This is a genomic window from Actinopolymorpha sp. NPDC004070, from assembly GCF_040610475.1.
In the GTDB taxonomy this organism is placed as follows: domain Bacteria; phylum Actinomycetota; class Actinomycetes; order Propionibacteriales; family Actinopolymorphaceae; genus Actinopolymorpha.
This window is the reverse complement of record NZ_JBEXMJ010000009.1, coordinates 23001-44882: the sequence shown is the minus strand read 5'-3', so window position 1 is coordinate 44882 and position 21882 is coordinate 23001. Positions and strand designations below refer to the sequence as shown.

The window sequence follows — 21882 nt, the reverse complement described above, 5'->3', positions numbered from 1 at the left end:
CTGACGTGCGAGCCCCTGAAGTCGCTGCCCGTGGCGTCCATGCCAGACCTCGTTTCGCCATCCGCGCGGGTGGTCCGCGCCACCGATCATGCCAACCGAGTGGGTGTTGCCTCTCACGCGGCCGGGACGCGCACGGTGACCTGCTCCCCCGGCCCGAGCGTGCGCCCGCCCAGGTCGGCCGACCCCAGGCCGGTCAGGGTCAGCTCGCGCACCCGAAGTGTGCCCTCGCGGACGTCGAGGCGTACGTCCACACCCCCGTCGGACCCGGCGACCCGGGTCTGCTCGACGACGCCCCAGGCCCAGCCATTGGACCAGAACCACCGCACCCCGTCGACGGTCTCGTCCGCGGCGGCGAACGTCAGCGCCTGGTGTACGCCGTCGTAGCCGAAGCCCGTCAGCGCGGGCACCGCACCCCAGCTCGCCATCGCCCGGACGTAGTGGTGGCCGCACTCCGCCTCGTCGAACGGGTTGCGCCGCCGGCCGTCGTAACGGCCGCGGGTCGTCTCGATGACGCCGACACCCTCGTCCACCATGCCCATGCAGATCATGCCCACGGCGGCGGTGTACTCCAGCCCGCTCCACACCTCGTCGAAGTACGGGAACGGCCGCTCCGGCCGGTCGCCACGCGGGTACGAGGCGACCACCAGCCCCGCCTCGTCGCCGAGGGTGTAGCTGCGCATCGGGTTGAAGTGACCGGCCATGGTGTCGCGCCGGTTGTGCCGCAGGATGCTCGCGTACGTGGTCCGCAGGTGTGCCGGGTCGAGCAGGTCGCCCAGACCGTACAGATGGGCGAGTTCCTGCCCCACCAGCTGGTCGGCCAGGCAGCCGTCGCCGATCTGCAACTCGGGGTTGACAAGATCGCGGGCACCGATGCCCTTCAGCCGAAGGCCCGGCGCGATCGCGTCCTCCGAACCGGGCGGGCGGATCTCGTGCCGGTAGTACTCGCCGTTGAACAGGTGCTCGTCCAGCCACGCACTGCCCCGGGCGAACAGGTCGGCGCAGGTCGCGGCGAACTCCGTCTCGCCGAGGTGGGTCGCCAGCTCCTCACAGGCACGCAGGGCGGCGAGGTACCACACGCCCACCTCGGGGTTGGGCCCGAAGTACTCCACGTCCATCGTGTTGTGCTGCGAACCCTCCATCACACCGTCGCGGTCGGCGTCCCAGCCGCCGGGGATCCAGGCGAACGCCAACGCCCGCTTGGCAGCCGGCCACAGTGCGCGCAGCAGGTCGTCGTCGCCCGACATCCGCCACTCGCGGTAGAGCTTGACCAGGCAGCCCATCTGGCCGTCGGCGGCAGCCGGTCCGGGATCGGTCGCGGCGCGCTCCAGCGGCAGCGGGATGCGGAACGGCATCCGCCCGTCCTGACCGGTCGCGTACGCCAGCTCCACCTCCCGCAGCGAGGTCGCCAGCGCGCCGAACAGGAACGGTGTCGCCTGCTCGTAGTTCCACACGTGGGTGCAGCTGCCGGCGCAGCAGCCCACGTCGTCGCTGCACCCCTCCCAGCCGAAGAACCGGCCGTCCGCGGTGCGGAAGCAGGTCTGGGTACGCAGCGTGGACAGGTTGGCCAGCGCGGCCTCCTGGACCACATCCGGCAGATCGGAGGTGACGACATCCTCGACGAACGTGCGTGTGCGGCGTTCGAGGTCGGCGAGGGCCGGCACGGTGTCGGCCACCACCTGCCACGCGTCGGCGTACTTCGTGGCGTAGTAGTTGCCAACGGTCTCGGTGCGGTCCCAGTTGCGGCGGTTCGGGAAGTGCCAGCCGAGCAGGAACGTGAACGTGTGCGTCTCCCCCGGCGCCAGCGTCCGGGTCGCCGCGACGGAGGCGGTCGGGGTGTCCGTGCTGCTGGTGCGTTCCTCCAACCGGCCGTCGGCGGTGAAGTCGTCCCAGAAGTCCAGTAGCTCACCGCCCCAGGAGTGGTCGGCCCACGCCGTGCGGGTGGTCACGTCGTCCTCGCCGAGCGCCACCAGGGCGAGCGAGCCCCACTGCTCGGCGTCGCGGGGCACCCCGTCGGAGGTGAGCAGGACGCCGGTGCCGAACTCCTCCTGGCGTACGGTGTTGCGGTTGTTCTTGGCGACACCTTCGGACCCGTCGGTGCCGACGAAGTTCGAGACACTGCCCGCCACCGACACCTCCAGCGCGTGGTCGGCGGTGTTGGTCACCACGTGCCGCAGCACGGCCACCGGCAGGCCGCTCGCCTCCGCGTCGGTGGGCACCAGCGGGTTGAACGCCTGCACCCGGACCTCGGCGGGCACGTCGGGGTCTTCCAGGACGACCTGGCCGAACGGGTAGGCCGCGAGGAACTCCGACCGCCGGAACCTCGGCAGACCGTGGTTGGGAACGCCGGACCCGTGTCCGCCCTCGTACAGCACGAGGTCGATCGGTCCTTCCAGCGCCCTTGCCACCACGGCGTCCGGATCGCCACCGCCCGCGGGCGCCGTCCGCAACGCGAAGAAGCTCCACTTCGGCGCGAACCCCTTGGCGGGCCGGTTGACGACCTCCCAGTCGCGCAGGTCGCCGCGCCCACCGAGGCTGACAGTGCCGGTGCCGATGCCGCCCAGCGGCAGTGCGACCCGGAGCGAGTGAGCGACGTCGTAGCGGTTGAGGACGGGCCAGTCGAAGGTCTCCGCGGTCATCCGCGCACTGCCTCTCCGCTCCGGCGGCCCCCGCTTCCCGGTGTCGTCGGGGCGGTTCTACCGGAACTTCGGTGGTCTTGTGGGTCGTCGTCCGCTGCCTGCGCATACGTTGCGGATCTTCGCGAAACTATGGGTGCCGTCCGAACCCTGTCAAGACGATCCACCGCGGCGCCCGCGCCACTGGCCGCACCCGGCTGACCGGCACCGGCAGATCACCGTTCGGTGCGCCACCGCGTGGTCGGTCGGCTTTCGAATTCTCTGCGCCGACATCGATCGACATGCCGTGCGATTTCCCTTTGCCGAAAGGCGGAACACCGGGTCCCCACGACCTCGAATCTTCGGAGGTCACTGCGTAGCGTGGCAGTAGGAGTCAGCGAGCACTCGGCGAGGGCGGAAGCAATTCAGCACCGAAAGCGGCCCCGAAATCGGCAGCGCGCGCCTGCGACGCACCTCCACGTCGATCACCGCGACCGCGGAAATCAGGCGCGAGGAAGAGAAACTCACGAATGACCGACGAACGCAGGCGAGACGGAGATCGCGTTTCCCGGCGTACCCGCGGCGACAGCCGAACCGAGCGCACGCGGCGGACCAGCCGTGACGACCGGACAAGGCGTGACGACCGTGACGACCGGGCCGGCCATGACGACCGGCGCGACGGTCGTCGTGACGGTAACGACCGAGCAGACCGGGGCGTGACCAGACAGCGCGGTGCGGATCCGATGCGGGTCTCGCGCACCGCCATGGAACAACTGTCCGCCCTCACCAACTGCGAGGCGGCCGGGGTGTCCCGGTTGGAGAACGAGGGCGACGGCTGGGTTTTCCAGGTGGAGATCATCGAGGTCCCTCGCGTTCCGGACACCACCAGCATTCTGGCGAGTTACGAAACACACACCGACTCCGCCGGAAACATCACGTCCTATCGGCGGCAGCGGCGGTACCCGCGTAACCAGGCAGGTGAAATGTGACCGCCCGGCCGCAGAACTCCCAGCGCTCGCAGTACCCCCAATACCGGACGGCGGGGCCCACACCCGTGTCCAGGTCCGGTGATTCTCTGGCCGACATTCTCGAACGCGTTCTGGACAAGGGCGTGGTGATCGCCGGCGACATTCAGGTGAACATTCTCGACATCGAGCTCCTCACCCTGAAGGTGCGCCTGCTCATCGCCTCGGTCGACACCGCGCGCGACATGGGAATCGACTGGTGGTCCTCCGACCCGTTCCTGACCGGCAACTCCCGCCTGGAGCAGGAGAACCGCGACCTCCGTGAACGCATCGAGCAGATGGAGGACCGGATGCGGGCCGTCGAGGCGCCCGCCGGTGACCGCGAGCACGAACGCGCCGTCGGATCCACCTCCGAGAGCGGTACCCGCCGATGAACGCCACGCGGAGCCTGCTCAGCGGCCGGCCGACCCCGGACGAGGTGGCCACGCTGCTCGACGAGGCGTCCGAGCGTGCCCGCGCCCTGGTGCGCGACGAACTTGTCGACCAACTCGTCGAGCGTTACCGCCAGGCGGTGCGTTCGGTGCTCGGTGTGGAATCGTTCCCACCCCCGGCGTCCCCGGCCGGGCTCGAACCCGGCCAGGCGCCTTGTGCCCGCGCGGCCGCCACCGAACTTCAGTCGCCTGCCGGCGACCGTGCTCCTCCCGAGGACCGGACGCCTCTCGAGGACCGTGTTTCTGTCGAGGGCCGGCCGGCCGCCGAAGGCCTTCCACCCGGGGAGCCCCCCGGCAAGGACCAGGCGCCCAACGAGACGGCGTGGTACGTGTACGCGATCCTGCGCAGGGGCGACCACACCGCGGACCGCTCCCTGCCCGCGCCGGCCGAACTCCCCGCAGGGGTGGAAGGAGCCCCGGTCGAACTCCTCGACGCCGGTCACCTGGCGGTCGCGGCGTCGGAGGTTCCCCTCGCCGGGTTCCGGACCAGCGACCAGGACCCCGACCTGAGCGCCCACGGCTGGCTGCGAGCGGCGGTAAACGCCCACGAGCGGGTGGTGGAGGAACTGGCGCGGAGCGGGACCGTGCTGCCGTTCCGGTTCGGCGCCCTCTACCCCAGCCGGGACGATGCCCGCAAGATCGCGTTGACAGACGCCGACCGGCTGGCGGCCGAGCTCGACCGGCTCGACGGGGCGAGCGAGTGGGGTGTGAAGGCCTACGTCGAGCCCCCCGACGACCGCACCGACCAGGTGCCCGCCTACCTGGACGAGCCGGCAACCGGGACCACCTGGATGGTGCGGCGCCGGGAGGCAGCCGCGGCCCGGGAGGCGGCCGGCCGGCTCCGCGGCTCCGTCGCCGCCGCGCTGGAGGACGCGCTGGCCGGCTACGTCCGCGACGTGGTCGTCCGAGCCTCGGCGCGGGTAGGGCACCCCGCTGGACACTCCACCGCCGCCCACACCGACCTCGCGTTCGACGGCGTCTACCTCATCTCCCACTCCAGGCAGGAGGAGTTCGACACCGCGCTGGGGGACGTGGCCCGGCAGTACGCCGCCGACGGCCTGCGGGTGGAGGTTTCCGGCCCGTGGCCGCCGTACCACTTCGTCCGGATGCCCGCCGGCACGAGCCGGCCGCGTACGTCCTCCCCCTCGACGACGGGAGCTTCGCGATGAGCGGCGGCGAACGCCGGCTGGCTCTCGACGACGGCTCGCTGGTCGACGTGCTGGACCGGTTGCTGGACTCGGGGGCCTGTGTCGACGGCAGCGTGCTGATCACGCTGGCCGACGTGGATCTCGTGCGGCTCGATCTACATCTGCTGCTGGCCTCGGTGCACACGCTCGAACGCGCCGCCGAACACGCCGGCGAACGCCAGAACCCGGCGGAGGTGCCCACCGAGGCGAGTCCGCCGAAGGCGGTAGCCGCACCGCGCGCGGAACAAACGCACACCCAGCCGCCCAAGCCCCGGCGACCGCACACCGAACAGCCGCACACCGAACAACCGCACACCGATCAACCGCACACCGGCCAAGTGTCTCGACCGAGCGCGGCCACCCCGCCCGGGCCGCCCGCCGTCCGAACGGCCGCGGACCTGCCCGGCGCGGACACGAGTACCGAAGAAGGAGACCGCGAGGCGGGTGTCGCCGGGCTGGTGGTCTTCGTGGTCGACCTCGTACGCCAACTGCTCGAACGTCAGGCGCTGCGGCGGATGGATGCCGGAGAACTGACCTCGACGCAGGTGGAGCGCCTCGGCCGGTCTCTGATGGCGCTGGAACGCCAGGTCGGCGAGCTCACCGAGTTCGTCGCCGGCAGGCGACGGCACAAGCCGGACCTGTCACCGTTCCCGGCCCGGTCGGATCTGTTCCCCGACCACCGAAACCCCGTCACAGAAGGAAGATGGCAACGATGACAGTCAGCCCCTGGCAGGGCTCGGGCAGCAACCTCGCGCAGCGGGGAAGCTCCAGCAGTCTGTACGACGTCCTCGAACTCATTCTGGACAAGGGCCTGGTGATCGACGCCTACATCAGGGTCTCGCTGGTGGGCATCGAACTGCTCACCATCGACATCCGGATCGTCATCGCCAGCGTCGACACCTATCTGCGGTTCGCCGAGGCCGTCAACCGGGTCGATCTCACCCAGACAGGCAAGTCCCGCACCCTGCCGGAGTTCATCGGCGACATGGAGGAGAAGGGCGCCGGCCGCAAGGTGAAGGGCGCACTGGGTGGAGCCGCCGAGAGCGTCGGCGAGGTGTTCCACCGCGGTGGCGACGACGAGGAAGACGAAGAGGACAAGGAAGAACGAGGCGGGAAGCAGAAGGAACGCGTCACCAGCAGCCGTGCCCGGCAGGCACGTTCGCGGTTGCGTTCGGAGTGAGCAAGGGGGCACCATGGCAGCGCGAGCAGGGCAGACGAGGCAGCCGGAAGAGGCGAGGCGGCCGGAGCAGAGCGGGCAGGCCGAGCACAGCGGGCGGGCCCAGGAGAGCGGGCAGGCCGAGCAGCCCGCGTCGGCGGTCTACGTGTACGGCATCCTGGCCGGCGACCACCCCTGCGACCTGACCGGGCTCGGCGGCGTGGGTGACCCGCCCGCGACGCTGCGGAGACTTCAGGCCGGCCGGGTCGTCGCCGTGGTCAGTGACGCCCCTCCCGGACTGCGCGCCAAACGCAGGGACGTGCAGGCCCACCAGACGGTCCTCGACCACCTCGGCCGTCAGGGAACCGTGCTGCCGATGCGGTTCGGGGTGGTCGCCACCGACGAGGACAGCCTGCGCGACGAACTCGCCTCCGAGGACGGCGCGCACCTCGCCACCCTCGACAACCTCACCCGCCGGGCGGAGATCAACGTCAAGGTGTTCTGCGACGAGGACGAGCTGATCCGGACCGTCGCCGAGGAGGATCCGACGGTGCGGCGGCTGCGGGCGCACGCCACCAGCGTGGACGAACAGATCCAACTCGGCGAGGCGGTCGCCGCCGCGATCGAGGACCGGGAACGCGCCCTCGAGGAGCTGCTCCTCGCCGCCCTCGGCCCGCTTGCCGTCGACCACCTGGCCGGTTCCAGGGTTCGCGGCGCGGCGGTCAACGAGAGCTTTCTCGTGGACGACGACCGTGCGGAGGAGTTCGCCGAGACCGCCGACCACCTCGACGCCGCCTGGGGTCCGGCGATCCGGCTGCAGCGCTCCGGACCACTTCCGCCGTACAGCTTCGTCACCACACCGGACCTCACGACCGAGCCGACGCGGGGAAGGGAGGCGTAGGCACTCATGGGTCTGGTAACCGGGCTGTTCACGTTGCCGCTGGCACCGGTGCGCGGCGTGGGATGGATCGCCGAGCAGGTCCGCGACCTGGGCGAGAAGGAGTACTACGACGTGGCCCGCATCCGCGGTGAGCTGGCCGATCTCGCCGACGCGTACGACGCCGGTGAGCTCAGCGAGGAGGAGTTCGACGCCGCCGAGGACGAGATCCTCGACCGGCTGGAGGAGGCACAGCGACGCGCCACCGGATAAGGCGCCCGGCCGACCAGGAGGTGGGCCCGCATCACGAGGAGGGGGAGATGAACAACTCGACGAAGATAGCCCTGGCCGTGGTCGGGGGCTACGTGCTCGGCCGGCGCAAGAAGGCCCGGTTCGCCCTGCTGCTGGGCTCGGCCCTGATCGGCAAGCGGCTCGACCTGCGCTCACTCGGCCAGGAGGCCTTCGAACGGCTCTCGGAGTCACCGCAGTTCGGCCGGATCCGGGACGAGGTGACCGGTGAACTGGCGTCGACCGGCCGGGCCGCCGCGATGGCCAGCCTCAGCAGGCCGCTGGACCGGCTGGCCGACTCCCTCGTGGAGCGCACAGCGGGCCTGAGCGGCAAGCCGTCCGGTGACGGGAAGGGCCGAGGGCGCCAGGACGAGGACGAGGACCGCGCCGAGTCCGAGGAGAACGAGGAGCCGGAGGACCAGGAGGAGCCGGAGGAGGAGCGGGCTCGGCCGCGCCGCGGTGAACGGAAGGAGCGCCCCGCGAGTGGGCGTGGCGGTGAGAAGGGTACGAGCAGGGGACGTACGGGCGAAGGACGTACGGGTGAAAGGCGTACGGGTGAAAGGCGTACAGGTGAAGGACGCCGGCCCGGCGGGAGCCGCGGCGGTGGCGACCGTCCCGAGCGAAGCGGCAGCCGAGGCGGCGACAAGGGTGAACGCGCCGCAGGTAAGCGGGCCGGCGGTCGCGCCACGTCGAGAGGGGGAAGCAGATGAGCCAGGCAGGCTTCGGGCGAGCGCGCCCGGACAAGGTGAGCCTCTCCGAGATCGGCGGCGGTATCCGCAAGGCCGCCGGGCGCAACCCCGCGACGCAACGCCTCTTGGAGGCCGCGCAGGCGTTCGCGGCGGCGAAAGCCGAACGGGTGCTGGGAAATCTCGGTGACAAGGTGGGTGACGTTACGAAGAACCTCACCGGGATCGCCGACGGAGACGACGACGGAGGCGACATGGTCGGGCGAGTGGTGAAGGAGACACTCAGCGGATCCTCACCAGGCAAGGCGGCGGCGAAGGCCGGTGCGCAGGGGCTGAAGGAGAAGGTGAAGGGCATCTTCGGCCGCGGGAAGGGCAAGCCCTCCTCCGGCGGAAAGTACATGAACATCGTGGAGGACCTCTACGTCCCGGTGCCGGTGCGGATGGCGTACAACCACTGGACGCAGTTCCAGGACTTTCCCAAGTGGTCAAAGGGAGTGCAGAGCGCGGACTTCGACAAGGAGGACGAGACGAAGAGTTTCTGGAAGGCGAAGATCGCCTGGTCCAACCGAAGCTGGAACGCGACGACCAGGGATCAGATCCCCGACGACCGGATCGTGTGGCGGTCGGAGGGACAGACCGTGGTGAACGGCGCGGTCAGCTTCCACGAACTGGCGGACAACCTCACCCAGGTGCTGCTGCTCCTCGAGTACCACCCGCACGGCTTCTTCGAGAAGACCGCCAACCTGTGGCGGGCGCAGGGGCGCCGCGCACGCCTGGACTTCAAGCTGTTCCGTCACTACATAACGGTGGAGGCCGACCCGGAGGAGGAGGGCTGGCGCGGTGAGATCCGCGACGGCGAACTCGTCCGCGACCACGACGAGGTGATGCGCGAGGAGGAGGAAGAACGCGACCGGGACCGTGACGAGGACGAGGACCGCGACGAGGACCGGGACGAGGAAGACCGCGACCTCGACGAGGACGAGGACGACTTCGAGGACGAGGACGAGGAGGACGACGAGGACGAGGACCGCGACGAGGAAGACCGGGACGAGGAAGAGGACGAGGAGGACGACGAGGACAAGGAGGAGGCCGAGGACGAGGACAAGGAGCCGCCCAGGTCGAGGCAGCGCTCACGTCGGCGTTGACACCCGCGTTCCTGGCCTGCCTGGCCTGCCTGCCCGCCTTGCCTGGCCGACCCGCAAACCTGTTGACCGTCGACGGTCGTGGTGGCACGCTTGCGCCGGTTCGCGTTCGACGCGGACAGTTCCTCGACTTCTCGCGACCTTGGACGATGCCTGTGATCTCGGCGACCCGCCGCGGCCGCCCGTACTCCCATCCGCAGGCCTGTTGGGCCTGAGGTTGCGGCGTACGCTTCGTGCGGCCTCACGCGGTCTTGTGCTGCCCGCAACCGTCTCAGGGCGCGGTCCCGACGCGTCCCAGTCGACCCGAGGTCATACCTGATCATGGACACCATCGTCCAGAGTTCTGTCGTTCACAACCTGTCCCGGCGTCCGGCGACGCTCGACGCCGGCCCGTTCGTCATCGGCTGGGATCCCACCACCGACAGCCGATTCGTCAACTACGCCACACCGCGGCTCGGCGCCGTCACACCAGCCGACGTGGCCGGACTCGTGGCCGCCTTCCGGAGCATCGAACGCGTGCCCCGGTTGGAGTACGTCACCAGTTGCGCACCCGACCTCGAGCGTCACCTGCTCGACGCCGGGTTCGCAGTGGAGGCCCGCAACGAGTACCTCACCTGCTCACCCGGCACCCTGCGGGTCCCGGCCGATCCGGCCGGGGTGGAGTTCGGGGAGCCCACCACCGACGAGGAACGCGCCGGCGTCCTCACCGCGCAGAACGCGGCGTTCGGATCCGACCGGGTGGCAGGCCCCGACGACGTGGCCCGCATCCACCGCGCCCAGCGCGACGGTGGTGTGCTGGTGTACGCCCGGGACCTCGACGGCACCTACGTCGGAGGCGCCCTGGCCGGTGCACCGGCCGTCGGCCTGTCGGAGGTGACCGGCATCGCGGTCGCCAAACCGTACCGGCGACGGGGCATCGCCGGCGCGCTCACCGCGCTGGTCACCCGGCGGGTGTTCGAGGCAGGCGCCACCGGCGCCTGGCTCGAGGCGTCCGGTGACGAGTCCTGGAGGGTGTACGAGCGGGTCGGTTACGCACCGACCGGCAACCGGCTCTACATCGCGCTGGACTGAGGGCTCTGCCCTGAGCCCTGGCGGCGAGCCGACGTAGCGCGCCCCGGGCCGGCACCCACCATTGGTGCCGGCCCGGGGCGCGTGCCGGGCCGCTGCTCGGCTGGATCCGTCAGACCCGGGGCCGCCCCGCGCCGGCGCCCTGGTCAGCCACGAACGACGTCATCCACACCAGTGCGGAGTTCCAGTTGACGGCGTACTCGTTGGTGGCGAAGGACTGGATGTCGTCGACGTAGCACAGTTGCGGTTTGCAGCCCGCCAGCCGCTCCTGCGCCACCGGGTCCTGCAGGGCGGCGTTCGCCCCGCCGGCCAGGAAGCCGGGCGGCGGTGGCGGCAGCTTCTTGTCCAGCTCGTGCGCGAAGCTGCGGCTGTGCAGGTTGTGGGAGACCTTCTTGCCGTAGCCGGTGACGTAGGACTGGTTCAGCGCGTTGCGTCCGAGGATGTAGTCCATCCCCTGCAGCGCACCCGTGCGGTAGGAGGCCTTACCAGTGAGGTCGTACGCCGTGGACAGGACCGCAAGGATGTTGAGCACGTTGGAGTTCGAACCCCAGGCGTAGTACTCCGGTCCACCGGGCAGCGGAAGCCCGTACGCCTGGCCGCGTTGCGTGGCGAGGTAGCTGTTCGCGGCGCGGATCACCGACGCCTGGGCGGCCCGGCGTTCTGCGGCCGGGACCTTCCCCGGCACCGTCGCGAGGTCGAGCCGGGCGACCGGACCCACCGACTGCCAGCCGAAGCCCACCGGAGTGAACACCTGTGCCCTGTGCAACGGCGAGGCCCGCAACGCGGCGAGGTAGGGACGCTCGCCGGTGGTGAGGGCGAGTTCGGTCGCCGCCCAGTAGAACTCGTCGGTCACGTTGGTGTCCCCGTAGGCGCCGCCGCCGGTGCTGTCGCTGTCCGGCGCGTACAGCTTGGGGTGCCGCTTCGCCGCCGCCCACGCGGTCTTCGCAGCGTCCAGGCAGCGGTTGGCGAACGCCTTGTCGTACGGCGCGAAGACCCGGGCGCACTGGGCGCCGGCGGCGGCGAGGTTCAGCGTCGCCGCGGTCGAGGGCCGGTGGAGCTCACGTGGCTGCGGGTCGTCCTGTGGTGCCATCGGCAGACCGGTCCACGCCTTGTCGTGCATCTTGTGGAACGCCATTCCCGCCAGCGGGCGCCCGGCCGGAACCTGCATGCGCAGCAGGAACTCCATCTCCCACCGTGCCTCGTCCAGGACGTCCGGCACGCCGTTGTGGTTTTCGGGGATGCTCAGCGTGCCGTCGCCGAGCGCCTTGGGGTTGCCGTTGCGGGAGTGCTTCGCGCGCTCCCAGGTGCCGAACAGCTGCGACACCGCCAACCCGCCGTTGACGACGTACTTGCCGTGGTCGGCGGCGTCGTACCACCCGCCGCGCACGTCCTGGCGGTAGTTGCAAACCCCGGGTTGACAGGGCACGTCGGCGTCGTTGCCGTTGGCGCCCACGCCGACGTGGCCGGCCGGCCGGGCGTACTTCTTACCGACCAGGGAGGCGAGGATCGGGGTGCCGCTGCGCTGGTAGTAGAAGAAGCGCAGGGCGCTGGTGCGCAGCTTCGCGTAGTTCTGCGCACCGATGTCGAACGGCAGACTCGTCTGGCCGTCCATCCGGAGCGTGTAGCCCCTGCCGGGCCGGTCGTAGCGGGTGAAGTCGACGGTCTGGACGTTCTGTCCCGACGCCTGGTCGGTCCCCCGCGGGGTCGACCGGCCAGTGGTCACCACTCGCCCGCTGGAGTCGCGCAACTGCCACGGCAGCGGCTCGTTGGACCGGGTGACCACCGTGGCGCCCTTGGGTCCGGCGGGGAAGTACCCGACCTGGTTGACCCGCACGCGGGTGCCGGTGTTCTTCTTCCACGCGTCGCCGCCTCCGGCACCGAGGCCGGGGTCGACCGCGCCGGGACGCCCGCCCGGGTTGTTCCCGGTTGTGGACGATGTCGACTCCTGGGACGGGCCGCCACAACTGGTCATGAACATGACGAAGACCGCCGTGCACGCGAGTACGACGGAGCAGGTGCGGCGGGCGGATCGTCTTTTGGGGACACTTCGCTGCGAAGGGGAAGGAGTCACGGTCGTCCTCACACGCGGTCGGCGGCCCGGCGGGGCTGCGCTTGAGCGGATTGGTCGTTGGACCCGCCCGGTCGTGACCGACGACCCTTTCAGTCCCCGATACGGTCGTGCCAACGACTGGGAGCCTGGCCCAGCCGTGATGTTGACAGCCCGCCTTCGCCGGTGTCAATCACTGCCTGCCTCGTGCGCACAAGTGCCGAACAATGTCCCTAACAAGAAAAACCGCACTTGGTTGGGCGGTCCTTCCGGGACGAACCGGCCGCGAACGACGTCAGTTCGGACGCGGCTGGTCCTCGGCGTCCGCACGGCGTTCGGCGCCGGACTCCTGCGCGGCACCGGCATCGTCGTCCCCACCCACGCGGCCGACGTAGGTCTCGCTCTGTGTGGAGCCGGTGGTGCCGGTGCCGGTCGAGCCGGTGGGTTCGCGACCCGCGGCCTCCGGTCCGCCACCGGTGGCCCGCGAGCTGCCCGGACCGGCATCCGACGGCGCGTCCGCCTCACCCAGGTGACGTCCCGACCGGTCTCGCTTCACTCGGTCACGCATTCGCGTCCACAGCGACATGATGTGTTCTCCCATTCCGCGACCTGGAAGGCCGCACCAGGCTTACCTACCACGCAGTCGGCCGCGTACGCGTACGCCACACCCGACGGGGTAGGCGTAATCGGCGTCGTACTAAGGAGGAGGTTCTCACCGACCACGAGACGCAGGCGCACGCCGAGGCCGAGAAGGTGATGAAGCGGCCTGAGGCGGGCTCTTCGCCTGCGTACTGCGGCCCGCATCAGCCGGGCTGGCAGCGCGGGCACCACACGGTCGTCCGCCCGCCGACCCGGCCGCGCCGAAGCGGGGTGCCGCACCGGGGGCAGATCTGGTCCTGTCCCGGGTCGCGGTGCCCGGTCAGCCAGGACGGATTCGCCGGCACCCGGCCATGGCGCATGCTGTGCCGTACGACCGTGCGCATCCGGGCGTGGAGACGGTTCAGCGCGGCGTCGTCGAGCCCGGCGGTCGGCCGGTCGGGGCGCAGCCCGGCACGCCACATGGTCTCGTCCACCAGCAGGTTGCCGAGGCCGGCGATCACGGTCTGGTCCATCAGCGCAGGCTTGAGTTGACGCCGTAACGGCCTTACCTGCTGACGGAAACCCGCCGCCGTCACCGTCGCGGCGTCCGGGCCGAGGCCGCCCAGCAGCACGTCGACGGCGTGGTCGCTCTCGGCCAACCGGATCCCCTGTAATTTCCGCATGTCGCGGAACCGCAGCTCGCCACCTTCGGTACGCAGGACCACCCGGTCGTGGCGGTGCGGGGGCTCCTCCCCCACCCGCTCTGCCGGCACCCACGACAACCCGCCCGTCATGCCGAAGTGGAAGACCACGCTCGGGTCGTCCGGCCGGTGTTCGGTGGGGTGTCCGGTGGGGCGTTCGGCGCCGCCGGAACCGGCGAGCGGCACGACCAGCCACTTGCCGTGCCGGTGGGGTTCGGTGAGCGTCGCGCCGACGATCCGGCGCCGAAACACCCGGCCGCTCACGCCGCGCAGAACTCCCTCGTCGGCGACCTGTACGCCCTCGACGCGGGCTCCGACCGCGTGGTCGCTCACCACCCGCCGGAAACCTTCCACGTCAGGGAGTTCGGGCATCTGCCCGTTCACCTCCTTCCTGAGGCGCCCATCGCCGTCCGCCTACCCCAGTCGCGTACCCCAGTCGCCTACCCCAGTCGCCTACCCAAGCCGCCCGGCCAGCAGCCCTCCGCACACCAGCAGCAGCCCGGCCACCAGGAAGCTCGCGTAGTCGTTCACCGACCCGGTGTGCAGCCTGCGCAGCGGTGTCACCAAGCCGCCGGGCACGCGGTCGCCGGCGTACCGCCGGGCCAGCAGCACGCCGACGGCCGCAGTGGCGAGGGCGACCAGCAGCGACTTCGGCGCGAGATAGTCGAAGGTGAGCGCCGGGCCGAGCGTCACGTGCCCTCCACCGGCCAGCACGGACCGGCCGTAGTCGCCCGCGTCCAGCAACCAGTCCGCGGCCGGGCCGAGCACCCGGTCCAGCAGCAGCTCCGGCACCGCGCCGAAGGCCACGCACAGCGTCGCCAGGGCGAGGAACCCGGCGACCATCCCCGGCCGCGCGGACTCACCGGCCGGGGCCGGACCCCGGGCCGGTCCGAAGAACACCCGCCACGTCGCCCGGCCCAGTGCCGCCACGGTGACCGCCTGACTGAGGAGGAGAGCCGCCAGCGGGACGTACTGGTGGGTCTCCTCCAGTCCCTCGTGGATCAGCCCCACCGACACGTAGCCGTTCAGCGGCGGGAGTCCGGAGATCGCGAGCACGCCCACCAGGAACGCCGCCGCCACCAGGGGCATCTTCCGGGCCAGCCCGCCGAGTTCGGACAGGCGTTCCTTGCCGGTGGTGTGCAGGACCGTGCCCGCGCACAGGAACAGCAGCGTCTTGAACAGCGTGTGGTTGAGCAGTTGGTACGCCCCACCGGCCACGCCGAGCCGGGTCCCGATCGCCAGACCCGCCGTCACCACGCCGATCTGGGACACCGTGTCGTACGCCAGCAGCCGTTTCAGGTCGTCCTGCCCCAGGCTCAGCAGCGCGCCCACCACCGCGGAGACGACGCCCACCACCATCAGCACGCCTAGCACGGGCGTTGGCCGGCCGTAGACCAGAAAGGCGAACCTGGCGATCCCGACCACGCCCAGGCTCACCATCAGGCCGGAGAACATCGCCGACACCGGACCCGGCGCGGCGGTGTGCGCGTCGGCCAGCCAGCCGTGGAACGGGATCAGCCCGGCCTTGGTGCCGTAGCCGGTGATGACCAGGCCCAGCGCGAGCAGCCCGACCACCCCCGCGCGGGGTTCGAGCGCGTGGTGCAGCTGACCGAGGTTGAGCGCGCCGTACCGCGCGTACAGGATGCCGGTGCCGACGAAGACGCAGAACGTCCCGATCGTGGTCAGGACCAAGATCTTGAACGCCGCCTCCAGCGCGGTCGGGCGTTCCAGGAAGAAGCCGGTCAGCGCGTAGCTCGCCAGTGCCGCGACCTCCAGCCACACGAACATGTTGAACGCGTCGGCGGTCAGCGCGATCCCCACCAGGGCGGCGGCCAGCAGCAGGAACAGACAGGCGTAACCCCCGAGTTCGCGGCGGCCCAGCCCGCCCAGCATCGACAACGTGAACACCGTGAGCACCAGGCTCACCACCGTCACCGCGAGCGCGTAGCTCAGCCCGAACGGATCGGCGGCGAACGCGATGCCGAGGGCCGCGCCGTCCTTCGGCGTCCAGCCACCGAGGTAGGTCACCAGCAGCCGGCCGGAGTAGACCGCGGGAGCGAACAGCGCCAGGATCCCGCTCGCCGTGCCGCAGGCCAGCACCGCCACGATCACCGGCGCCCGGGAGGAGACCCTCCCCAGCAGCGGGCACACCGTCGCACCGATGATGAGGACGACCGCGGGCAACGGCAGCAGCGAGTCCAGCGTGGACGTGCTCGTCAGGCTCGTCGTGCTCATCAGGCTCATCCGCCCATCGCCCGCACCTCGTCGGCGTCCAGGGTGCGGTGGTGCTGGGCGATCCGGACCACGACCGCCAGGAACACCGCCGTGACCGCGACCCCGATGACCACGGCGGTGATGCAGAAGTTCTGCAGGACCGGGTCGGCGACGTTGCCGGCCGCCAGTTGGCTCGCCGTCTTTCCCGGCGGCGGGTCGAGCAGGACCGGCGCGGTGGAGCCTCGCCGGTAGGCCATCGACACCAGCAACAGGTAGGTCGAGGACTCCATCAGGGACAGGCCCATCACCATCCGCAGCAGGTTGCGCCGGGTGAGGACGGCGTACAGGCCGACGCAGAACAACGCCGCAGCGGCGACGTAGTTGACGTGGATCACCGACCGCCCCCGGAGCCACCGCGATGGTTGTCGCCGTTCCCGTTACCGTCGCCGTCGCCGTCGTCGGGGTCGGGCGTCCAGTCGTGGCGCATGCCGAGCAGCCCGAACACCGCGAGGGTGAGGCCGGTCGACACCTCCACCAGCTCCGCCACCGAGAACGCCTGCACGATTCCGCCGGAGCGGATCGTCTGCGCGGGCGCGACCGGCAGCCAGTTCGCCCAGAACGCGCCGGCGACCGCGAGGCCCACCAGGCCGAGGGCACAGATGGCCAGCGCGCCGGCGAGTTCGAGCGGCTCCAGCAGGCCGGGCCGGATCACCCGGCTGATCGCGCCGTAGCCGAGCGCGGCGTAGACGAGCAGGACGACGCCGAGCAGGACCGCACCACCCGGGAAACCACCCCCGGGCGAGTACCCCCAGGCGACGAGGTAGAGGCCCATGACCGCGAGCAGGGGCGCCGCGGTGCGGATGCCGCCGCGGACCACCACCGACATGCCCTGCGCGCGCTCGGGCGCCGGCGTCCCGAGCGGCTCGTCGTCGGGGGTGAGCGGCGCCTCCCGGCGGCCGCCGTCGCCGGTCTGCTCGGCCCGTTCCGCGGTCCGGGCGGTGCCTTCCTCGTTCCCCTCTCCGCCTTGGCCGGTCGCTTCCTGATGCCCTTCCGCGCCCGGGTCCTCCGCCCGCTGCTCAGGTCCGGCCGCCTCCTCCTCGCCGACGAAGCCCGCGCGCGGCTCCCTGGTGCGGGCGAGCAGGATCACTCCCACGACGGCTGCCAGCAACAAGAACGTCTCGCCGAAGGTGTCGAACCCGCGAACGCCGTACACCACGACGTTGACGGGCTCGGTCGAGTGCCAGACCGGCAGCGACATCTCCAGCGCCTGCCGGGCGACGGCCGGCAACGGCGCCCGGTCACCGGGCAGTCCCAGCAATGCGACCACCAGCACTGCCAGGAAGCCCAGCGAGAGGACCGCTCCGACCACGGGCCGGTGCGTCGCCTCCGAGCGAGACCGCTGCCCGGCGTTCATCCGCCCGACCCCTCGGGCTCACCGGCTCCGGTCCCCCGTGGGCGTCGCGTCGGGTCGGTACGCCCGGGATCGGGCGGATAGTCGACGGAAGGCTCGCCCACCTGGTCGGGTTCGACCACCGTACGGATCTTGCCGATGGCGACGAGGAAGAGCACGGGCAGGGCGATCGCGCCCACCGCGACCTCGGCGTGTGCGACGTCAGGGGCGCCGAGGACGACGAACAGCAGGGTGAGCACGGTGCCCACGGCCGACAGCGCCACCACGGCTCCGGTGAGAGTACGCAGGCGGACGACCATGACCGCGGCGCCGAGAATCACCGCCAGGCAGGCGAAGTCGAGCACCCAGAACATCACGGGCGGTCTCCCCCGTCGCCCGAACCACGGCGCGGACCACCGCCCGGACCGTCACCGGGACGCTCGGCCGCCGGCCCCCGCACCTGGTCGACCACCGCGCCCCGCCACATCGGCGCACCGTTCTTGTACGCGGCCCGGACGAGCGCGTGCGAGGCGATCGGGTTGACCAGCAGCAGCAGGCCGGCGACGATCAGCGCCCGGCTGCCGTACGTGGTGAGCGCGCCCATCCCGACCACCAGCGCGAGCAGGGCCGGCAGCGCGCCCATCGTGATGTTCTTCGTCGAGCACTGGATGCGGGTGTACACGTCGGGCATCCGGAGGATGCCGACGACGCCGGACAGGGAGACGAACAACCCGACCAGGAGCAGCGCGGCCACGATCACGGTCCGGATCACAGCAGGCCTCGCTCGAGATACCGCGCCCACACGATCGTGCCCAGGTAGCTGAACGCCGCGAGCCACAACGCGACGTCGAGGTAGATCGGTCGCTGGGTCGCTGCCGCCGCGAACACCACCGCCAGCGTCGCCTGGGTGGCGACCGTGTTCACCGCCACGATCCGGTCGGCGACGGTCGGGCCGCGGCCCAGCCGGGCGAGCAGCGGAACGGCGATGACGATCTCGGCGACGGCCGCGATCCAGAAGATGTCGGTCACCGTGACTCCCCGGCCCCGCCATCGCCGAGATCCAGCAGGTCCTCCACCGGCGCATTGATCCGGGCCCGGTTGCGGGCGGGGTCCTCGTCCCTCACCCGCACCGCGTGGTACTGCAGGCGACGGCCGGCTCGGTGGACGTCGACGAGTTGGTTGTCGACGATGAGCGAGGTGAGCACGCCGACAGTGGTGAACTCCGCGGCGCTCCGAGCGCTGGTCGCCACCACCAGCATCCCCGACGGCGGCCTTGGACGCGCCGACCAGATCCAGGCGGTGAGCTGGACGTTCGCCACGGCGCTTCGGCGCAGCGCCGTGGCCGCCAGCCTGCCCAGCCGCCACAACCGGCGCGGCCCGAGCCGCCAGGGACGAGGCACCGCACCGAGCGGCGCGAACGCCACCGCCACCGCTGCGGTCACCACCGCACCGACCACCCACTGCTCGACGGTGAGCGTCCAGGTCAGCAGCAGCCACAGGGCGAACAGCCAGATCCACAACGCGGCGACGCGGCTCATCGGTCGATCTCCCGGCCCGGTGGGCGCCCGAGCGCCTCAGCGCCCCGGGCGCAGCTCCTGCGCCTTGGTCTTGGCGCCCTGGATCATCAGGTGCCAGGCGGCCGGATCGCCCTTGAGCACCGACTCGGCGGTCGCCTTCATCTGCTCCCAGGTGGCGTGCGGCGGGATCGGCGGCACCTCCGGGTCGCAGCGGACGTCGAGCACGGCGGGCCGGTCGGCGCTGAGCGTGCGCTCCCACGCGGGCCCGAGCTGGTCGGGGTGGTCCACCGTGACGGCCTCCAGCCCGATGCCTGCGGCGAAGTCGGCGTACGACACCTCCGGCAGCACCTGCGACTCCTCGAACTTCGGCGAGCCGCCCATCGCCCGCAGCTCCCAGGTGACCTGGTTGAGGTCGTTGTTGTGGAAGACGCAGATGACGCACCGAGGATCCGACCACAGCCGGTAGTAACGCGAGATCGTGAGCAGCTCGGCCATGCCGTTCATCTGCATCGCACCGTCACCGACCAGGGCCACCACCGGGCGGCCGGGGTGGGCGAACTTCGCGCCGATGGCGTACGGCACACCCGGACCCATCGTGGCCAGCGTGCCGGACAGCGAGCCCCGGATGTCACCGCGGATCCGCAGGTCGCGGGCGTACCAGTTGGCGGCGGAACCGGAGTCGGACGTCACGATGGCGTTCTCGGGGATGCGCTGGGACAGCTCCCACACGATCCGCATCGGGTTGACCGGCTTGGCGTCCAGCATCGCCTGGTGCTCGACCGTCTCCCACCAGCGGGTGACGTTCTTCTCGATGGTTTCCCGCCACGAGCGGTCGTCCTTGCGGGTCAGCCGGGGCAGCAGGGCCGCGAGCGTGCAGCGGGCGTCGCCGAGCAGGTTGACCTCGGTGGGGTAGCGCATCCCGATCAGCCCCGGATCGAGGTCGATCTGCACCGCGCGGGCCTGGCCGAAGTCCGGCAGGAACTGCGTGTAGGGGAAGCTCGACCCGACGATCAGCAGGGTGTCGCAGTCACGCATCAGCTCATAGCTCGGGCGGGTGCCGAGCAGGCCGATGGAGCCGGTGACGTACGGAAGATCGTCGGGGAGGACGTCCTTGCCGAGCAGGGCCTTCGCGACGCCGGCTCCGGTGAGCTCGGCGACCTGGCGCACCTCCTCGGCGGCGTTGCGGGCACCCTGGCCGACCAGGATGGCGACTTTCGTGCCCGCGTTGAGCACCTCCGCCGCGCGGGCGATCTCCTCCTCCGGCGGCACCACCAGCGACCGCAGGTCGGCGGGCGGGCTGGAGGGCACCTGCTTGAAGGTGTGCTCGGGCGGGGAGTACTCCTCCTCCTGCAGGTCGGCCGGGATGATCAGCGCCGTCGGCGCCCGGCGTACCTGCGCGGTGCGGATCGCGCGGTCAAGCGCGTTGGGGAGCTGTTCGGGGACGTTGACCTCGACGAGGTACTCGCTGGCCACATCCTTGAACAAGCTCTGCAGGTCGACCTCCTGCTGGTAGCTGCCGCCCATGGCGCTGCGGGCGGTCTGCCCGACAATCGCCACGACCGGCACGTGGTCGAGCTTCGCGTCGTAGAGGCCGTTCAGCAGGTGGATCGCGCCCGGCCCGCTGGTCGCCATGCACACGCCGACCTGGCCGCTGAACTTCGCGTATCCCACGGCCGCGAAGGCCGACATCTCCTCGTGCCGCGACTGCACGAACCGTGGCTGATTGTCCGACTCGCCGAACGCTGCCACCAGGCCGTTGATGCCGTCGCCAGGGTATGCGAAGACTTGCTCGACACCCCATTCCCGAAGCCGGGCAAGGATGCGGTTGGCGACTGTCTCGGCCATGTTCCCCTCCTGTCTGGTGCGGTTCGGTTCGTCGCGGTGGGTGCTCCGAGCGTCAGCTCGCCTGCTGGCGCGGTGTCGGCCAGTTGGTGGGGACGCCCTTGTCCTCGATCACGGCGGACCGGATGTTGGACAACGTGGTGGCCAGCAGCCGGGAGACCTGCATCTGCGAGATGCCGAACTCGGCGGCGATCTGGGCCTGTGTCCGCTCGCGGAAGTAGGTGAGGTACAGAATCCGGCGTTCCCTCTCCGGGACGTGCGGAATCACCCGGCGGACGGCCTCGCGGTTCTCGATGTACTCCACGTTGGTGTCGTCGTGGCCGATCAGGTCGCCCAGGGTGTCGGCGTCGGGCTCGCCGCTGTCCACCGGGCTCTCCAGCGACAGCGCGGAGTAGGCGCCGGCGCTCTCCTGCGCCTGGAGGATGTCCTCCTCGCGGACGTCGAGCTCCTTCGCCAGCTCGCTCACTGTCGGTGGCCGCCGCAGCGTGTTGGCCATGTCCTCGTTGGCCTGGCGTACGGCACGGTGCAGGTCGTGCAGCCGCCGCGGAATCCGTACTGACCAACAGTGGTCACGGAAGTGGCGGCGGAGCTCACCGAGGATCGTCGGCACCGCGAACGTGCTGAAGCTGGTGCCTCGCTCGGGGTCGAATCGGTCGGCGGCGAGAACGAGCCCGACCATGGCCACCTGGTGGAGCTCCTCCAGCGGCTCGCCGCGGCCGGCGTAACGGGACGCGAGGTTCCTGGCCAGGCCGATGTGGTCGAGAACCAGCTGCGAACGGCTACCGGAACGGGCGTTCCTGCGGTCGGCGTCCTTCCTGGCCGCGGTTGTTGCGGCGGAGCCGTCGGCGTCGGGCTGGTCGGACTGGGAATCGGACGGGGGGTTCGCCGCGAGGGCCATCCGCGCCTGGCGGATGCTCTCGCTCGGGGATACGTCGGACGTGCGGGCGGATCGCTTGCGGGCCGTGGCCGCTGATGCGGCCGTGATGCTGGTGGCCATGGGTGACCTCCTCGTCCATGCCGGGGTTCGGGGCTGGACTGGGACCCCTCCCCACACCACATGCATCCAAAACCTCCCAATCAAACTTTTTCTCCGCCGAGCCACTCCGATCGGCCGGAGCCG

Annotated in this window: 23 protein-coding genes; 10 read left to right on the top strand and 13 right to left on the bottom strand. The window is 70.9% G+C overall.

All coding sequences use genetic code 11. The features are described 5' to 3' along the window. Positions 1–113: 113 nt before the first annotated feature. Positions 114–2636 (bottom strand): GH116 family glycosyl-hydrolase, encoded by a 2523-nt coding sequence (locus ABZV93_RS17345; RefSeq protein ID WP_354936675.1) that lies wholly within the window; start codon positions 2634–2636, stop codon positions 114–116. 692 nt (positions 2637–3328) lie between these two features. Between ABZV93_RS17345 and ABZV93_RS17340 the strand changes: the two genes are divergently transcribed. From ABZV93_RS17340 to ABZV93_RS17295, 10 genes are all read left to right on the top strand, one after another. Next, positions 3329–3601 (top strand): gas vesicle protein, encoded by a 273-nt coding sequence (locus tag ABZV93_RS17340; RefSeq protein WP_354936673.1) that lies wholly within the window; start codon positions 3329–3331, stop codon positions 3599–3601. Then, the gene (locus tag ABZV93_RS17335) at positions 3598–4011 is read left to right on the top strand and encodes a gas vesicle protein (protein WP_354936671.1); all 414 of its coding nucleotides are present in this window, start codon (positions 3598–3600) and stop codon (positions 4009–4011) included. The genes ABZV93_RS17340 and ABZV93_RS17335 overlap by 4 nt, the downstream gene beginning before the upstream one ends. Continuing rightward, positions 4008–5237: a GvpL/GvpF family gas vesicle protein gene (locus ABZV93_RS17330; protein WP_354936668.1), complete on the top strand. Its 1230-nt coding sequence runs from the start codon at positions 4008–4010 to the stop codon at positions 5235–5237. The genes ABZV93_RS17335 and ABZV93_RS17330 overlap by 4 nt, the downstream gene beginning before the upstream one ends. Beyond that, positions 5234–5971 (top strand): gas vesicle protein GvpJ, encoded by a 738-nt coding sequence (gvpJ, locus tag ABZV93_RS17325; RefSeq protein WP_354936665.1) that lies wholly within the window; start codon positions 5234–5236, stop codon positions 5969–5971. Before ABZV93_RS17330 ends, gvpJ (ABZV93_RS17325) begins: the two co-directional genes overlap by 4 nt. Next, the gene (gene gvpJ, locus ABZV93_RS17320; RefSeq protein WP_354936662.1) at positions 5968–6435 is read left to right on the top strand and encodes a gas vesicle protein GvpJ; all 468 of its coding nucleotides are present in this window, start codon (positions 5968–5970) and stop codon (positions 6433–6435) included. The genes gvpJ (ABZV93_RS17325) and gvpJ (ABZV93_RS17320) overlap by 4 nt, the downstream gene beginning before the upstream one ends. Positions 6436–6448: 13 nt before the next feature. Continuing rightward, positions 6449–7312: a GvpL/GvpF family gas vesicle protein gene (locus ABZV93_RS17315; protein ID WP_354936659.1), complete on the top strand. Its 864-nt coding sequence runs from the start codon at positions 6449–6451 to the stop codon at positions 7310–7312. 6 nt (positions 7313–7318) lie between these two features. Then, complete coding sequence (locus tag ABZV93_RS17310; RefSeq protein ID WP_354936656.1) at positions 7319–7561, top strand: gas vesicle protein GvpG; 243 nt, start codon at positions 7319–7321, stop codon at positions 7559–7561. A gap of 47 nt (positions 7562–7608) precedes the next feature. Continuing rightward, positions 7609–8286, top strand: coding sequence for a hypothetical protein (locus ABZV93_RS17305; protein WP_354936653.1), 678 nt, complete (start codon positions 7609–7611; stop codon positions 8284–8286). Continuing rightward, entirely contained in the window at positions 8283–9407 is a 1125-nt protein-coding gene (locus tag ABZV93_RS17300; protein ID WP_354936650.1) for an SRPBCC family protein, read from the top strand. The genes ABZV93_RS17305 and ABZV93_RS17300 overlap by 4 nt, the downstream gene beginning before the upstream one ends. 318 nt (positions 9408–9725) lie before the next feature. Next, entirely contained in the window at positions 9726–10475 is a 750-nt protein-coding gene (locus ABZV93_RS17295) for a GNAT family N-acetyltransferase (protein WP_354936647.1), read from the top strand. A gap of 109 nt (positions 10476–10584) precedes the next feature. Here ABZV93_RS17295 and ABZV93_RS17290 read toward each other — a convergent pair whose 3' ends face one another. The 12 genes from ABZV93_RS17290 to ABZV93_RS17235 all read right to left on the bottom strand — a co-directional run bounded on the left by ABZV93_RS17290 (position 10585) and on the right by ABZV93_RS17235 (position 21759). After that, entirely contained in the window at positions 10585–12450 is a 1866-nt protein-coding gene (locus tag ABZV93_RS17290; protein WP_354936644.1) for a glycoside hydrolase family 9 protein, read from the bottom strand. Positions 12451–12814: 364 nt separating this feature from the next. After that, the gene (locus ABZV93_RS17285) at positions 12815–13087 is read right to left on the bottom strand and encodes a hypothetical protein (RefSeq protein WP_354936641.1); all 273 of its coding nucleotides are present in this window, start codon (positions 13085–13087) and stop codon (positions 12815–12817) included. A gap of 235 nt (positions 13088–13322) precedes the next feature. After that, positions 13323–14171 (bottom strand): DNA-formamidopyrimidine glycosylase family protein, encoded by an 849-nt coding sequence (locus ABZV93_RS17280; protein ID WP_354936638.1) that lies wholly within the window; start codon positions 14169–14171, stop codon positions 13323–13325. Positions 14172–14252: 81 nt separating this feature from the next. Further along, positions 14253–16034 (bottom strand): proton-conducting transporter membrane subunit, encoded by a 1782-nt coding sequence (locus ABZV93_RS17275; RefSeq protein ID WP_354936635.1) that lies wholly within the window; start codon positions 16032–16034, stop codon positions 14253–14255. 5 nt (positions 16035–16039) lie between these two features. Next, positions 16040–16408: a sodium:proton antiporter gene (locus ABZV93_RS17270; RefSeq protein ID WP_354936632.1), complete on the bottom strand. Its 369-nt coding sequence runs from the start codon at positions 16406–16408 to the stop codon at positions 16040–16042. Next, complete coding sequence (locus ABZV93_RS17265; RefSeq protein WP_354936629.1) at positions 16405–17382, bottom strand: MnhB domain-containing protein; 978 nt, start codon at positions 17380–17382, stop codon at positions 16405–16407. Before ABZV93_RS17265 ends, ABZV93_RS17270 begins: the two co-directional genes overlap by 4 nt. A 41-nt stretch (positions 17383–17423) precedes the next feature. After that, the gene (locus ABZV93_RS17260) at positions 17424–17777 is read right to left on the bottom strand and encodes a DUF4040 domain-containing protein (RefSeq protein WP_354937350.1); all 354 of its coding nucleotides are present in this window, start codon (positions 17775–17777) and stop codon (positions 17424–17426) included. Then, a complete protein-coding gene (gene mnhG / locus ABZV93_RS17255) occupies positions 17777–18175 on the bottom strand; it encodes a monovalent cation/H(+) antiporter subunit G (RefSeq protein WP_354936626.1) in 399 nt (132 codons plus the stop codon). Before mnhG ends, ABZV93_RS17260 begins: the two co-directional genes overlap by 1 nt. Next, positions 18172–18432 carry a monovalent cation/H+ antiporter complex subunit F gene (locus ABZV93_RS17250; protein WP_354936623.1) on the bottom strand — a complete coding sequence of 87 codons (261 nt, stop codon included), beginning with the start codon at positions 18430–18432 and terminating at the stop codon, positions 18172–18174. Before ABZV93_RS17250 ends, mnhG begins: the two co-directional genes overlap by 4 nt. Further along, complete coding sequence (locus ABZV93_RS17245; RefSeq protein ID WP_354936620.1) at positions 18429–18941, bottom strand: Na+/H+ antiporter subunit E; 513 nt, start codon at positions 18939–18941, stop codon at positions 18429–18431. Before ABZV93_RS17245 ends, ABZV93_RS17250 begins: the two co-directional genes overlap by 4 nt. 36 nt (positions 18942–18977) lie before the next feature. Then, on the bottom strand, positions 18978–20765 hold the full coding sequence (locus ABZV93_RS17240) for a thiamine pyrophosphate-requiring protein (RefSeq protein ID WP_354936617.1): 1788 nt from the start codon (positions 20763–20765) through the stop codon (positions 18978–18980). Positions 20766–20817: 52 nt separating this feature from the next. Continuing rightward, positions 20818–21759 carry a SigB/SigF/SigG family RNA polymerase sigma factor gene (locus ABZV93_RS17235; protein WP_354936614.1) on the bottom strand — a complete coding sequence of 314 codons (942 nt, stop codon included), beginning with the start codon at positions 21757–21759 and terminating at the stop codon, positions 20818–20820. Between the last annotated feature and the right edge of the window lie 123 nt (positions 21760–21882).